Origin of the sequence: Variovorax sp. PDC80 (assembly GCF_900115375.1) — a bacterium.
Classification (GTDB): Bacteria; Pseudomonadota; Gammaproteobacteria; order Burkholderiales; family Burkholderiaceae_C; genus Variovorax.
In genome coordinates this window covers 236575-249949 of sequence record NZ_FOWG01000012.1, presented here as the reverse complement: position 1 = coordinate 249949, position 13375 = coordinate 236575, and the positions used below count along the sequence as shown (strand labels likewise).

Below are 13375 nucleotides of genomic sequence, written 5' to 3'. Positions count from 1 at the left end.
CACAGACAAGGGGTCTCTCACAATGCAGGTTCGTGTGCTGGGTTGCTCGGGCGCCATCGCCAAAGACTGCCGCACCACCTCCTTCCTGGTCGATACCGACCTGCTCGTCGATGCCGGCACCGGCGTCGGCGATCTCACCCTCGAAGAAATGGCCGGCGTCGACGACATGGTGCTCACGCACTGCCATCTCGACCACATCGCCGCCCTGCCCCTGATGCTCGACGCCGTCGGCGGCCGCCGCACCAGGCCGCTGCGCGTGCATGCGCTGCGCGCCACCATCGAGGCGCTGCGCGCCCATGTGTTCAACAACATCATCTGGCCCGACTTCGAGAGCATCCCGAGTCCCGAGGCGCCCTTCGTCACCTTCCACGACATCGCTGTCGGCCAGACCCTGCTGCTCGGCAGCGCCACGCCCAAGCGCATCGAGGTGCTGCCGGCCGTGCACACCGTGCCCGCCTGCGGCTTCGCCGTGAGCCGTGCCGACGGCGGTGCCCACTGGGTCTTCAGCGGTGACACCGAGCGCAATGCGCCGTTCTGGGACCGCGTCAACGCGCTCGAGGTCGCGATGCTCGTCATCGAGACCGCGTTCAGCAACCGCGAACAGGCCCTGGCCGAACGCAGCCTGCACCTGTCCCCCACCATGCTGGCCGACGAGCTGGCTCACATCGAGCCCGGCAAGGACTACCCGATCTACATCACCCACACCAAGCCGGCCGAAACCGAGGAGATCATGAGCCAGATCGAATCGCTGGCCGGCCGGCAGGTGCCGGGGTTGGCGCAGCGGGACATCCGCTGGCTCAAGGCGGACGGCATCCTGACCTTCTGAGCCCGCCGCGGCGGCACGGATGGCATGACAAATTTGTCACCATGTGTCGCATCTTGATACATCTTCTGTCACATGCAGTAACGCCAATGTGGTCAGGGGTGACGCGTTAGGTCGCTGACGGGACGTCAAAACGGGTGGCACGGATGCTGCGGAAGGTTCTTCGCTCCGGGGGGAGGACTCCCGGGAGTGACAACCAACCCAACCAACCTGGAGTTAGTGAAATGAACCGTCGTTCCATCGCACGCAATGTGCAGAAGGGTTTCACCCTTATTGAATTGATGATCGTTGTGGCGATCATTGGTATCTTGGCGGCTGTGGCGTTGCCGGCTTACAAGGACTACACCGTCAAGGCTCGCATGTCTGAAGTGGTGCTAGCTGCATCGCAGTGCCGCACGACCATCAGCGAAACGGTTCAAAGCATGGATCCAGCCAAGACGTTTGGCGCGACTGATTCAAACGTCTACGGATGCGACGCAACGGCCCCGACCAAGATGGTCGCCTCGATCACTACGGATGCTGTGACTGGCACGATCACCGTCGTTCCGCATGCGACCAATTTGGGACAGGCAACAGCCTTTGTTGCCGCAGACGACAAGATTATCCTTACGCCCTACCGCAACACGGGCACGGCTGGCACCCCCGTTTCGTCCGTTTATGCTCTGGGAACGGCGACCACTGGTGGTCAAGGCACGCAAGTGTATGAGTGGAAATGCACCTCGACAAACAACGCCGCAAAGTACGCTCCGGGTTCGTGCCGCTAAATCCAGCGTAGCTTCGAAAATCTCACCGCAAAGGGCCGCCTTCGGGCCAATGCCAGTCAGTTAGAACTGACTGGCATTTTTTTCGTCGGGAATTTGTGGGCCCGTTCTTGACGACCCTGGGGAAGTAGCGCCCGGTGCGCCGAGGCGGCAGCACGAAGTAGCGCGACTGCGCCAGCAAGGCCTCCAACTGCTTGGGCAACGTTCCCGCAGAGTCAAGACTGGGGATGGCCAGTAAATTCACGATGGCATAGCTGGCCGTGTGGAAGCTGATGCGCTGGGGTTCGACCTTCACATGCTCGGCCATCTTGCCCATCCAGCGGCGCAGCAGCGTGTAGGCGATCAGCACGCCCCACAACTCCTGGCGCACCAACTCGGGCTGCTCGCTGCGCAGCACCGGTTCTGCGTCCTGCAAGGACTGCTTGATCTCCCTGAACCCCAGCTCGATCTCCCAACGCTGGCGGTACAGATCGGCCCATGGGCGCGCAGGATGCGCCCGAGCGTCCTGCACGAGGTGATGAAGCGCCGACGTCGCCCGCCCACGCTGACCTCGATCAGCCGGGCCTGCCAGTGGCTGGGCAACTGTGGGCGCAGTTGGCGCGCGCGCTGCGATTCGGGCATGCGGATCAACGAATCGCCCTCGGCGAGTCGCTCGACGACTCGTGGCGCAAGTTGTCCTTGGCCCGCATCAGCCAGTGGCGCTGTTCGCCCGCGGCCTGCCAGTCCAGCAGGAACGCGGCCGAGAAGTACCCTCGATCGAACAGGGTCACGGCGTGATCCACGCCCTTCAATTGCGCCGCCAAGCTCAGCTCGCCGCAGTCCATGCCGCCGATCCTGGCGTCCAGCAGTTCGTGGCTGTGAGTGTCCATCAGGCAGGTGGCGCGGATCTGCGGCCAGGGCAAAGGTCCATGCCGCGTGCTGCAGCTGCCCAATTGCTGGCGGTTGTCGGGCGTGTCCGGGGCTGACCACACCACGCCGTCCACGGCCAGCACCCGCAGCGCCTGCTCGCGCTGTGGCGAACGGCCCCAGGCCTGGGTCCGCAGCTCAAACAGCCGCTGCAGCGGTTCTTCGCCCAGGCGCTGACGGGCTTGCACGCTCACGCTGGGCGCGGGCAGCACCTGCCCAGCCAGGCTCAACTCCAATTGTTGGACCCCCTGCCATAGCGGTCGCTTGCGAAACAGCGCCAGTCCAGTCACCAGCCACACCGCATGCTCGGCGGGCAACTTGCGCTTGCGGATGGAGGTCTTGCCGCTGGCCTTGAGCGCTGGTCTATCCAGGCTGAATCTATCAGTGCACTGAGTTCATCAACCCGATCGAGCACTCGCGGTAGCGTCTCGCGCAGGGCGCTCTATAGCAGGCTCATCAAGAAAAAAGGGGAACGTGTTCAACACGCTCCCCTTGTACTGGATCAGCTCGTCCCCGGGCTTAACTAACTGGTATTGGGGCTCTGGGCCGCAAGTTCCCCACGGTGGTGGCTGCTTGGCGTCGGGCCTGGGGTCGGGTGATCCCGTTCTTCGCGTTCGCACCGCCCATTCGCCGGGTGATCTACACGACCAACGCCATCGAGAGCATCAACGCGCGGCTGCGCAAGATCATCAAGACGCGGGGTCACTTCCCCGGCGACGACGCGGCTGCCAAGCTGATCTGGTCGGCGCTGTTCAACATCACGGCCGACTGAGAGCGTGCCGCCAAGGAGTGGCGAGAGGCGATGAATCAGTTTGCCATCGCCTATGGCGATCGGTTCATTTGAAGCGCCGCCCTGTAGCATGAGAGCGACTTGCACACAAAAATTCGGACAAGCCCCAGGACACCTGCCCTCTACTCGATATGGTCGACTCAACATATGCTCCTCCGATCACTCAATCTGTAGATCGATCGCGTTAGTCCACTGTTGGTACCTCACGCCAATTCAGCAGACGAAGGCCAAGCACGCCAGGCAATTTGATTGGGTTGTTTTTCATCTCACCTCTTACATCGCCGCTCACCAACCGTGTAGTTCCATCAACGCTCAAGAATCGCAAATCAGTCACAGCCGCTCCCACCGCATTAAATGCAACTATGTTTCCCGAACCATCAACAAGCGTTGATTTTCCAGTGCCGAAGTCGATCGCATAAACACGACTGTTACCCGAAGGCGAGCACGCGTCGCCTGTAGTCTGAAGCGTGGAGAAGGCCACCGCTCCGCTGTTGGATGTCGATGCATTGATCACACGCCAGCCCACGTTGCTGGTCACCCCGAGATCCGTGTACCACCCGCGACTGGTCGCAGACAGCGCGATGCCCTCGGTCAAGTTCGTTACCGCTTGCAGGTCATTTCGAACGATCGAGAAAGTCCCAGAGCTGAACGCGCTGGCCGTGCCATCGATCACGGCGTAGTAGCTCTGCTGTTGAGATGATTGAATATCGCTCGAATCCAACAATCGTCCCGTGCCGACCAGAACAAAGCGCTTCTTGCTCAACGGCTGAATCTCTATCAAAGGCTGTGTGGTGACCGGCTGGGCCCGATCGGAGCCATCTGTAAACTTGGCGATCAAGGTGGGAGCTGGATAGTTCGCAGTACTTCCTTTCGCAAGCGTGAGATCGAACCGCCACATCTGGCCGTTGAGATCGCCCGCATAGACGGCGTCCGCCGTGCCATCGGTGAAATCCTGGACATATGCGGCCGCCTGCGCCATGCCTTCCGACTCTGAAGGAGTCGCGATCTTCTGGAGAAGCTGACCATTGGTCGGATTCACGATGTAAAGATAGCTACTCGTTCCGCCACCGTTGTAGCCGCTCGTGAGGATCGCAACCCAGCCATATTTGCGGGTCTTCACTACGACCGGCGCGCCATAGCTATACCCCATGTCCGAATCGGTGAACTCCCAAAGTACCTTGGCTGCAGCTTTTGCCTCTGTATTCATACTTGCAGGATTTGTCACATCCAGGGCATAAAACCCTTTCCCGCCCTTGCCGAGGCCGCCGATCAAGACGGTGCGCCAGTCCGAAGTCGCGGCGGATGTGGTCGTGAACGTACCCCCTGCAGATTTGAAGTCGATATCGAAGGTATATGGTGTCGCATCGACGTAAAAACGATGCTGATAATAGGGATTGCCGAGCTTGGCCAGCAACCCGTCGTTGCCCGCAGAATTGCTTCCCCCAAACAGCAAGCTTGGAATGTAGGCAAACTGTTCATTGCCCGCATCCGTTCCAGTGAGCGCGCCATTGAACGCATGCACCATTCCGTCGTTCGCGCCGGTGTAAACCATCACCGGCCGATCCTTCCAAGTGGTCTTGAAGGCGGCATAGCCAGGATTGACCGAATCCGAGAAGTTGAGTGAGGGCGGGCCTGCGGGCGTAACCTTGGCATTGACTATGTCACCGAGCAGCAGATCGCGTTGACGGTAGGACTTGCTCGAGTCGCTGGACGTACGCTCGTTGGTTCTGTCTCCACGCAGCCAATTCAGATACTTCTGGCTATCGTTGCCGACGAAGGCCGTATTGAGAGATCCCTTTTGAGCCGCCGTCAGACTGTTGTATCGAAAAGGAATTCCAGCGCTCGCACTCCGTGTTATGACGCGCCGCGCGGTATCCCATCCGGTGCCGGAAAGCTGAGCTTCCAGCTTTGTCTTTGTGTCCCACTTCAGAGTACTTGCTGGATTTCCGCTGGCGTCGAAGGTGATCTGATTCGCGCTCAAAAGGCCAGTCCAACTCTTCGAGTCGTATTGCGCGGCGTAGGAGGCGACACCTGTCGAAGATACCTGTGCGCTCGAAAGTGAAAAAGATGTCGTGTATGCGGAAATCTCGTTGGAGATTCGCTCGAAGGCTTGTTTGAGGCCCGCGACCATCGTGTCGGGACGACCCGCGGCAAAATAATTGTCTGGACGATTCCAAGTCGAGTTGTTTCTGGCGTCCTTGAGGGTCTCTCCATTGGTCGACCACCAATCCAATGGAATGGTGCCGTCGAAGGTATAGGGATCGAAACCAGCGGGAATCTTCTTTTGATTGAGTCCGCCGAACTTTGCGGCCATGTAGAACTTGTTGTTTCGCGAGAAAGACTGCTCCAGAACGTCGACCCAATAGGTCTGCACTGTTTGCTTTCCCGTCAGGTCCGGACGGATATCCTTGGTGTTGGCCTCGAGTGCAAGACCCGCCATGTAATCTGTCGAACTCGATGCTCCCGTGAGAACCGTGGCTTGATTCGGTCCCATTCCTTGCAGCGACTTCACGTTGTTGGTGCTGCGGATGGCATCGAACATGGTGTCCGCCGAAACCTCCGTTGGCAATGAGGGCTCTCTGTCCGTCACAGTATTGCCAGGCACATTCTTGTCGCCGTGCGTGTAGATGTCGCCAATACCGAGCACGAAATTGCGCTGGCAGGTGTACTGGATCGGATCCGTCCAGTTTGTGATCACAGGAAAGCCATCCGCCCAAGTGGTCTTGGTAGGAGCATCCGCGCCATCCATGGCGCTCCATGTTGGCACGTTACCCAGATTTCGGTAGTACCGCAGCGCCGCATAAAACAATTCGTTCACCGGGTCATTGCTTTTGTAGCTTCCTGGAACGAGTTGCCCGAACTTGTTGAGATAATTCATTACCCCGCTGTCCGAGATGGTTACGCTGGTATTGGAGGTAGTAGCAGTGGCGTCGGTCGGGTCGGGATTGCGAATAAAGATACCGGTGGTCGAGTCCCATTCTCTGTTGTCATTGGTCGTGGGGCCCTGGCCTGGCACGGGGTAGGTCGGACCGACGAATTTCTGACGAGCGCGAAGCACGCCGCCATCCCGGGTATAGGTACTGTCGTTCAGATATCCAAATGCGCTGAACCGCATCTTGTCGGCATATTGCTGAATCAGCCCCTCGGGTTTGTAGTTGCTACCGTATGCCTTGCAGTTGGTCTCCAGGCCGCCCGCTGCCGTGGACGCATCGCACACCTTGACGCGCACGGTGAAGTCGTAACTTCGAGTGCCATCGCTGAAGCCCACGAAGTCAGAGGCTGAAGGTGTTTTCCAGAGCAGTTGAAGTTGCGCGCCGCCTGAGCCTTCGTAGTAATCCAGTCGCACTTTGAAGGATTGCCCCTTCGTCATGCTTATCGTTGTCGTGGTATCCGTAGTGGGACCGTGATCTGTCCAGTTATTAATGACGCAGTTGCCACTCAAGCCGGTGGTGCCGGAGCAGGTACTGAAGCTGTTATTGACATTAGTTGCAACCCAAAGCCTTACGCCATCGTCTGAAATGGTCCGAAATGTGTAGTTCCCTGCTTCCGGGGCAGTAAACGTGCCATCGTAGCGAGCAGAAAAATTGTCTTCATTAACGCCCGACGCCGGCGAGCCGGAGCCCCAATCGTGATAAGCGTTGTCATTGCTGACGGTTGCGGCGGCATTGCCGCTGACGGTCTTGTTGTTGTAGTACTTGACCGAAAACCCGCGCGACAATCCATCGTTCATCCCGAGTCGCATCTTGAACCCAAGGCCGTTGATGCTGATGCGAAGCGTACTTGCGGTGTAGGGCGTTGCGCCTGTGATCTCCGTCGCTGGGAGGTTGCGGTCATCGAAAAGCCCTTGTCCCGAATGCCATCCTTTTTCCAGAATGGTTTCGGTGGTCGTGTCGACGACGCGGCGTCCCCCGGTCATTGCCCATCGGAATGGATCGATGGTGGCCGTGGTGGCCCAGTTCAGAAAGTTGCCACTCCATTTTCCGGTGCAGGTGCGATTCGTTGCCTTGCCTTGGGGGTAAAAATAACTCAGATCGCCCTTGTCGGTCGAGCTCACGCCATTCGATGCGGTGTTCGCCTGATAGACATAGCATTTATCCGGATCGAAGTAGCCCAGAAACGTCGCGCCACTCGAATAGGTGTCCGTATGGGCCATGCGCGAGGCTGTCGGCCATTCAACCGACAAAGCCAATGCCAAATTACCGGGGACTTCGGAGGTCGAGAAGATCGGCTGATCGGCAAGTGTCGTTGCCAGCGAAACCGGCGAATGGGTTGCCAGTAGCGCAAATGCCAGCACACTGCACGTGAAAGCGCGGAGCCGGGGATATCTGAAGGAGTGATTCATGGCAATGCTTCTCGTGAGCTTCTTACTGTTCAGGCCGCGCAAAGGAGGCTTGCAAAAACACTTGCGTGTCTCGCGGACCCGTGACTCGCATGCTCAAGCGGTACGTGGTCGAAGGCGGAGGAGGCAGGCGAGTGCTCATCTCCTGGCTGCTACCGCCCCGCACGTCATTGACCGATGGCGGAAAAACGCAGCCGCTGGCGCCCAACGTGCCAGGTGAAGCCGCGGTATTGCAGAGTCGGTCGATGACATAGCGGATCGTGACTTTCGCAGTGTCGTCCTTGATGTCGTTGGCATCGGTGCCGACCGCATTGAATGCCGTGTTGCTGAGCAGCGCCGTTGGCACGCCGCGATCATTGGTCGCAAGCGCCGTGGCACTGTAGTTCGCCGATTTGAGGTTGCTGTTGCGTGCTGCGGGCGTGACAAGGGCACCGCTTCCGCTGAACTTGACCAGCACGGCATCGATGGCCTGCTCGCCTTGATTGATCAGATCCCGCTTGAAGGCGAGGTTGCCTGCACTGGCGAGCGAGGTGTTCATCGAGCGCACGACCGCGACCCCGCCTGCGAGCAGGATGACGAGGACAATGAGCGCGAACAGCAAGACGACTCCCTGCTGACGGGAGCGCGGCGAGAAAGAGCGAGATTTCATGATGTCGGCAACAAGAGCATGTTGCGAAGGGGAACGGTGAACTCCACCACGCGATGCCGGAAGTGGCGGTCGTCGCTGGAGATGGCATAGCTCTCTTGCAAAGCCGTGCCCAGATCGCTGAACAAGGCGAGGCTGCTTGGGGCCACGACATCCTTCTCGTAGTTTGCGCTCCTCACGACCATTGCGACTCGGACCGCCATGACGCGACGCACCTTTGCAGGAGTACTCATCATGGTGGTGATGTCGTACCCGTCCGCGTCGGGGGCCTCCCATGAATCTCCTGCCGAGGCGTTGAAGTTCCCATCTTCGTTCTTGTCGATGGCGTAAAGAGCGCGCAATTCGATCACTCCATCCGCAATGCCCTGCTGCGCTCGCTCGTCGAGTTCGGTTGCACTGGCTCCGCCAGCCATTTGCATGAAGTCATAGCTGACCAGCGTGCGGTTGGCATTGACGCCGAACATCTGCAATTGCAGATTGGATGCCTTGAAGTTGCCGATCGGCGTGAAGAAGGCGTTTCCACCAGAAACAAGCGTGCTCAAACTTGTGTCCGTGCCACTCGCGGCGTAGTAGGTGCTCCCGAGAGGGAGGTTGTCGTTGCCGGCGGTGTCCGCGAAGTCGGGGCTTGCATGGACTTGCTCGAGCAGGCAGTCGTCGGTTCCGCTTCGGCTCACGAGGCCGATATCGCCCTGCCGCAGTCCAATGGTGTTGTCGAGCCGTAGTGCGCCGGTGCCAGTGCCAGCAGATCGCACCGGCCGCGCGATGTCGCCCGCCGAAGAATTGCCACTCATCACCATCAACACGTCGGAGCCCGAGGCGGGGCGATAGATGAGCACCGGGGCAACGCGTACTTGCTGCGGAAATCCATTGAAGGGCGCGGGGAAGTCGGTCGTCCTCGGCAAGGTCGCAGTGCCTGCGCGCGTGATGTTCAGGCGACAACCGAAGATGCCCAGATCCCATGCTTGGGTGAAGCCGGAGCCCGCACTGCGCAGCGCACGATCGAGCACGTAGGCGGCGTAGCTGCCGGATTGATTGGCGTCATTGACGGCCGTGGTGCTGCGTTTCTGGCCTTCGCCGACGATGATCACGCTGGTGACTGCGAGCGTCACCACGAGGCCGATGACGATGGCAATCAGCAGTTCGACGAGCGTCACCCCGCTGTTGGGGTTGATCCGACGGGTCATCGTCTTCATGGCAGCACCACCCGGGTCGTCAGCTTGCTTTGAGCGGCGGCGCCGGGCGACTGCCAGGTGATCGTGACATCGGCCTGTCGGCCGGTCACTTGGTAGTTGCCATCGCCGTTGGGCAGCCCTCCTTTGTTGGGTCCCATGTCCGCCACCTTTGCCCGCCAGGCTGTTTTAAATTCGGCCGGCAGAGAAGGCGTGCGCCGCAGCCACATCTCGCTGATCAATTCATTGGCAAGCAAGGCTGCTCGGTTCCGGTCTTCGGCGTCTCCGGAGAGTTGGATCGCGCGCGACTGCAGCCCGATCAGGCCGAGGATTCCGACGGAAAAAATGAGGATCGACACGAGAACCTCGATGAGGGCCATGCCTTTCTGCGGTCGCGAGCGGAGAGCGGAAGTCATGCGGGGCATCCATCGGGGTGGGAGTCCGACATCGTCTTCTTCGGGTCGCACAGGCGCACTTGGCCACCCAGATTGACAAGAACACGCAATGAGCGATCTGCCCCAGGGAGAGTGATGTCATAGGCAGGCGGAGATGTGATATCCGCGCTGCAGGTCGCGCTTCCGGTTAAGCTGGTCAGCGCTGTGCTTGAGTTGGCAATCAGGCGCCCAACCGAGTTGAAGCAGATCGCGGCGGGGCCGGTGATCTTCACGCCTGCGCCGATGTCGGACAGGATGCCCGATGAGATGAACACACTGCTTTCTTCGCTGCTCGAACTCATCGATGGCAAAGAGCGGACTGTCCAATAGTTGCCATCGGCTTTGGCAGTAAACGTCGGACTGCTGGAAGTCGGTTTGCTGTCTGTCAGGGCGAAGACGACCTGGCGGCTGCGCCGCAAGGATTCGCTCCGTGCTTCGCGCAAGCCGTTTTGTAACGCCTCCGCGACGGCACGAACCTTGCCATTGCGTACCCAGTCCATCATCGACGGAGCGGCGAGCATCATCAGGATGGCCAAAAGGGTGATGGTGACCATGAGTTCCACCAGGGTGAATCCCGAAAGACGTTCGACCGACGGTCTCTCATGGCATGCTTTCAGCACGACTGGCCTTTCTTCAAGACCCAGGCGCTCGTACATGTGCCCCAACCCGAAGAACCGGTGCCTGTGGTCGACCGGTCGCCGGCCTCATTGATCGTGTAGACGAAGTCGGTGGTCGGCCCGCTTCCCGTCGCCAACAACACGTACGTCGTGTCCGTTGGGGTGCCTGCCTTGCAGCTCAAAGTGAAGTTGCCGACCTTTCGCTTCGATTCATCCACCGCACAAGGGGTGGTGAAGTCCCCCGAGGTCTTGTAGGTGCGGTTATCCTGGAAATGCCGCTCCATGTTGGCGCGCATGGCCGCCAGCCCATTCGTTGCGTCGACCACCTGCCCGCGGAGGATGTAGTCGCGGTAGCTTGGCAATGCGATGGCTGCGAGGATCCCGATGATCGCGACGGTGATCATCACTTCGATGAGCGTGAAGCCGCGTAAGTGGCGCCGGGGAAGTGATAGGGATTGCAAGGCCGGACCTTTCGTAGAGACGAGACAGTCAATCTCGGCGATGAGCTGACGGTTGGAAACAATGAGTGACAGATTGTCTCCATTGGTGTGCGGAGGGAGGTTCCGCCTGTCCTGGAAAATTTGCCGCTTGTCGGTGCAGAGAGGTAGATCGTCCAGGACCTCCTGCGCGAGCGGCGCAACAATCCCTCCGAATGACCTTTTCGGCCGCTTCGGGCTCAACGCCTTTTCTTGCCCCAAACCTCGGGCGATTTCGCTCGTGCTTGATCGCCGGGCCATTTCTCTGCCCGCTCGTGGCGGGCCCCTCCGCCAACGCGTGGCAACTGCTCGCCTCCGGGCTGTGCGCGGCCCTGCTGTTGCTGTCGGCGCGTGGCGGTGCCGTCGATCGGCGCTTGGCCGCTTGGCTGGCTTGTTGCGTCGCGGCGCTTGCGCTTTCGTTCTCAGGCTTCGCGGACCTGCGCTTCATGGCCTGCGCGGCGTTGGCGGGCATCGGGTTGTCGGCGCTCGCCGGAGCCGGCAAAGAGGACCGGGTCGTGTCTATCCCGGCGGCGTTGGCCTGGGGCGTCCTGGCGGCCGGCGTCATCAACGCACTTGTCGGGCTGCTCCAGTACGGCAACCTGGCTGGAGATCTCCTTCCCTGGATTACCTCCCCCACCGCCGGCCGCGCCTGGGGCCTGCTGCGCCAGCGCAACCAGTTCGGCACGTTGATCAGCCTGGCCCTGGTCGCCGCCCTGTGGTTCTACGCGAAGCGGGATTCGCGCCGCATGCGGGCCGGCCTCGTCGCAGCCGCGGTGATGCTCATCGCGGCCACTGCCGCATCGGGTTCCCGCACCGGCGCGCTCCAACTCGCACTGATCGCGGTCGCCGCGGGAGTCGTGGCCTGGAAGGAGCGCCGCTCTACTTCCGATCCAATCCCGGCTCGCCGCCTGCCGCCACCCCTGGCATTGCTGGCCATCCTTCCCCTCTACTTCGCCCTGAATTGGCTGCTACCCCAACTCGCAGCCATCGGCACGAGCAGCAAGGCCCTCACTTCCGCCGGCGCCCTCGTCCAACGTCTCCAACCCACGGCCCTCGGCAACGAAAGCCGCCTCACCCTCTGGCACAACGTTCTCTCCCTCATCGCCGAGCGCCCGCTCACTGGCTGGGGCTGGGGCGAACTCAGCTACGCCCACTTCATGGCCGTCTACCCGGGCCCGCGTTTCCCGGTGCTCCTCGACAACGCCCACAACCTCCCCCTGCATCTCGCGGTCGAACTCGGCATCCCCGCCGCCGTGCTGATCTGCGGCGGCTTTCTCTGGCTGGTGATCTCCGCGCGCCCGTGGCGCGAGTGCGACCCGAACCGGCTCATGGCCTGGGGGCTGGTGGGCGTGATCCTCGTGCACAGCCTGCTCGAGTACCCGCTGTGGTACGGCCCCTTCCAGCTGGTCTTCGGCCTGTGTCTGGGGATGCTGTGGCCCGCGCGCGCCAGCAGCGATCGAGCGTCGCCGCCATCGAAAAAGACAAAGGCATGGCTCCCCGACGGCCGAAAGCTTTCGGCCCTGGCAAGCATCGCCCTGCTCTCGTTCGTCGTCTACGCCGCCTGGGACTACACCCGCATCAGCCAGATCTACCTCCCGCGCGACGAACGCCTACCGCCCTGGCAGGACGACACGCTCGCCAAGGTCCGGGATTCCTGGTTGTTCGCGCGCCAGGTCGATTTCGCCGAACTGACGTTGACGCCGGTCACGCACGAGAACGCGGCGCGGATGCATGCGCTCGCCGAGCGGACGCTGCATTTCTCGCCGGAGCCGCGCGTGATCGTCAAGCTGATCGAGAGCGCCGAACTCTCGGGCCGCGAGGACGAAGCGCGCCTGATCGCCGAACGTTTCAGGGTGGCATATCCGGGCGCCTACGCCCACTGGCTCAGGCACAACCCGGGTGACAGGGCCCCGGCTCCCTAGGCTGCAGGAGCCGTCCAGCTCCCCGACTTCCCGCCACGCTTCTCCACCACATGCACCCCGGTGACCGTCATCCCGCGGTCCACCGCCTTGCACATGTCGTACACGGTCAGGAGCGCGATCTGCACGGCGGTCAGCGCCTCCATCTCGACGCCGGTCGGCCCGACGGTCTCGACCGTGGCGGTGCATTGCACATGCGGCGTCGCGTCACCGGCGTCCGACAGCGCGAGGTCGACCGCCACCCGGGTGAGGGCCAGCGGATGGCACAGCGGGATCAGGTCGCTGGTCTTCTTCGCGGCCTGGATGCCGGCGATGCGCGCGATGCCGAGCACGTCGCCCTTCTTCGCGCTGCCCGAGGCGATCAGCGCCAGGGTCTCGGGCCGCATCTCGATGCGGCCGGTGGCCACGGCCACGCGATGGGTGGCGGGCTTGGCGGCGACGTCGACCATGTGGGCCTGGCCCTGGGCGTCGAAATGGGTGAGTGAGCTCATGGTG

General features: G+C 61.1%; 12 protein-coding genes and 1 pseudogene. 4 read left to right on the top strand and 9 right to left on the bottom strand.

Features of this window, described 5'->3' with window-relative positions:
* Nucleotides 1-22 precede the first annotated feature (22 nt).
* Together BM109_RS30745 and BM109_RS30740 are read left to right on the top strand one after the other, a co-directional pair.
* Nucleotides 23-826 carry a 3',5'-cyclic-nucleotide phosphodiesterase gene (locus tag BM109_RS30745; protein WP_093351479.1) on the top strand — a complete coding sequence of 268 codons (804 nt, stop codon included), beginning with the start codon at nucleotides 23-25 and terminating at the stop codon, nucleotides 824-826.
* A gap of 221 nt (nucleotides 827-1047) precedes the next feature.
* Complete coding sequence (locus BM109_RS30740; RefSeq protein WP_093351476.1) at nucleotides 1048-1587, top strand: pilin; 540 nt, start codon at nucleotides 1048-1050, stop codon at nucleotides 1585-1587.
* A gap of 22 nt (nucleotides 1588-1609) precedes the next feature.
* Here BM109_RS30740 and BM109_RS41525 read toward each other — a convergent pair whose 3' ends face one another.
* Nucleotides 1610-2095 carry a transposase gene (locus tag BM109_RS41525; protein ID WP_218159430.1) on the bottom strand — a complete coding sequence of 162 codons (486 nt, stop codon included), beginning with the start codon at nucleotides 2093-2095 and terminating at the stop codon, nucleotides 1610-1612.
* Between the two features lie 115 nt (nucleotides 2096-2210).
* Complete coding sequence (locus BM109_RS41520) at nucleotides 2211-2807, bottom strand: transposase domain-containing protein (RefSeq protein WP_218159429.1); 597 nt, start codon at nucleotides 2805-2807, stop codon at nucleotides 2211-2213.
* Nucleotides 2808-3037: 230 nt separating this feature from the next.
* Between BM109_RS41520 and BM109_RS30730 the strand changes: the two are divergent.
* Nucleotides 3038-3334: pseudogene (locus BM109_RS30730) on the top strand (transposase); the annotation flags it as partial.
* 130 nt (nucleotides 3335-3464) lie between these two features.
* Here the strand turns inward: BM109_RS30730 and BM109_RS30725 are convergent.
* Genes BM109_RS30725 through BM109_RS41690 form a run of 6 tightly spaced genes read right to left on the bottom strand, consistent with a single transcriptional unit; the run spans nucleotide 3465 to nucleotide 11165 of the window.
* Nucleotides 3465-7622 (bottom strand): PilC/PilY family type IV pilus protein, encoded by a 4158-nt coding sequence (locus BM109_RS30725; RefSeq protein ID WP_093351473.1) that lies wholly within the window; start codon nucleotides 7620-7622, stop codon nucleotides 3465-3467.
* 22 nt (nucleotides 7623-7644) lie between these two features.
* Complete coding sequence (locus tag BM109_RS30720) at nucleotides 7645-8220, bottom strand: hypothetical protein (protein ID WP_093351471.1); 576 nt, start codon at nucleotides 8218-8220, stop codon at nucleotides 7645-7647.
* A 44-nt stretch (nucleotides 8221-8264) separates the two neighbouring features.
* Nucleotides 8265-9458 carry a PilW family protein gene (locus BM109_RS30715; protein ID WP_093351679.1) on the bottom strand — a complete coding sequence of 398 codons (1194 nt, stop codon included), beginning with the start codon at nucleotides 9456-9458 and terminating at the stop codon, nucleotides 8265-8267.
* A complete protein-coding gene (gene pilV, locus BM109_RS30710) occupies nucleotides 9455-9850 on the bottom strand; it encodes a type IV pilus modification protein PilV (protein WP_256222879.1) in 396 nt (131 codons plus the stop codon). Before pilV ends, BM109_RS30715 begins: the two co-directional genes overlap by 4 nt.
* On the bottom strand, nucleotides 9847-10488 hold the full coding sequence (locus tag BM109_RS30705; RefSeq protein ID WP_256222878.1) for a GspH/FimT family pseudopilin: 642 nt from the start codon (nucleotides 10486-10488) through the stop codon (nucleotides 9847-9849). Before BM109_RS30705 ends, pilV begins: the two co-directional genes overlap by 4 nt.
* Entirely contained in the window at nucleotides 10482-11165 is a 684-nt protein-coding gene (locus BM109_RS41690; protein WP_305728105.1) for a type IV pilin protein, read from the bottom strand. The genes BM109_RS30705 and BM109_RS41690 overlap by 7 nt, the downstream gene beginning before the upstream one ends.
* On the opposite strand from BM109_RS41690, the gene BM109_RS30695 reads away from it, so the two are divergent.
* Nucleotides 11138-12883 carry a PglL family O-oligosaccharyltransferase gene (locus BM109_RS30695; protein WP_093351461.1) on the top strand — a complete coding sequence of 582 codons (1746 nt, stop codon included), beginning with the start codon at nucleotides 11138-11140 and terminating at the stop codon, nucleotides 12881-12883. The genes BM109_RS41690 and BM109_RS30695 overlap by 28 nt on opposite strands.
* On the opposite strand, the gene moaC is transcribed toward BM109_RS30695, so the two are convergent.
* Nucleotides 12880-13371 (bottom strand): cyclic pyranopterin monophosphate synthase MoaC, encoded by a 492-nt coding sequence (gene moaC / locus BM109_RS30690; RefSeq protein WP_093351458.1) that lies wholly within the window; start codon nucleotides 13369-13371, stop codon nucleotides 12880-12882. The two genes, BM109_RS30695 and moaC, sit on opposite strands and share 4 nt — an antisense overlap.
* Between the last annotated feature and the right edge of the window lie 4 nt (nucleotides 13372-13375).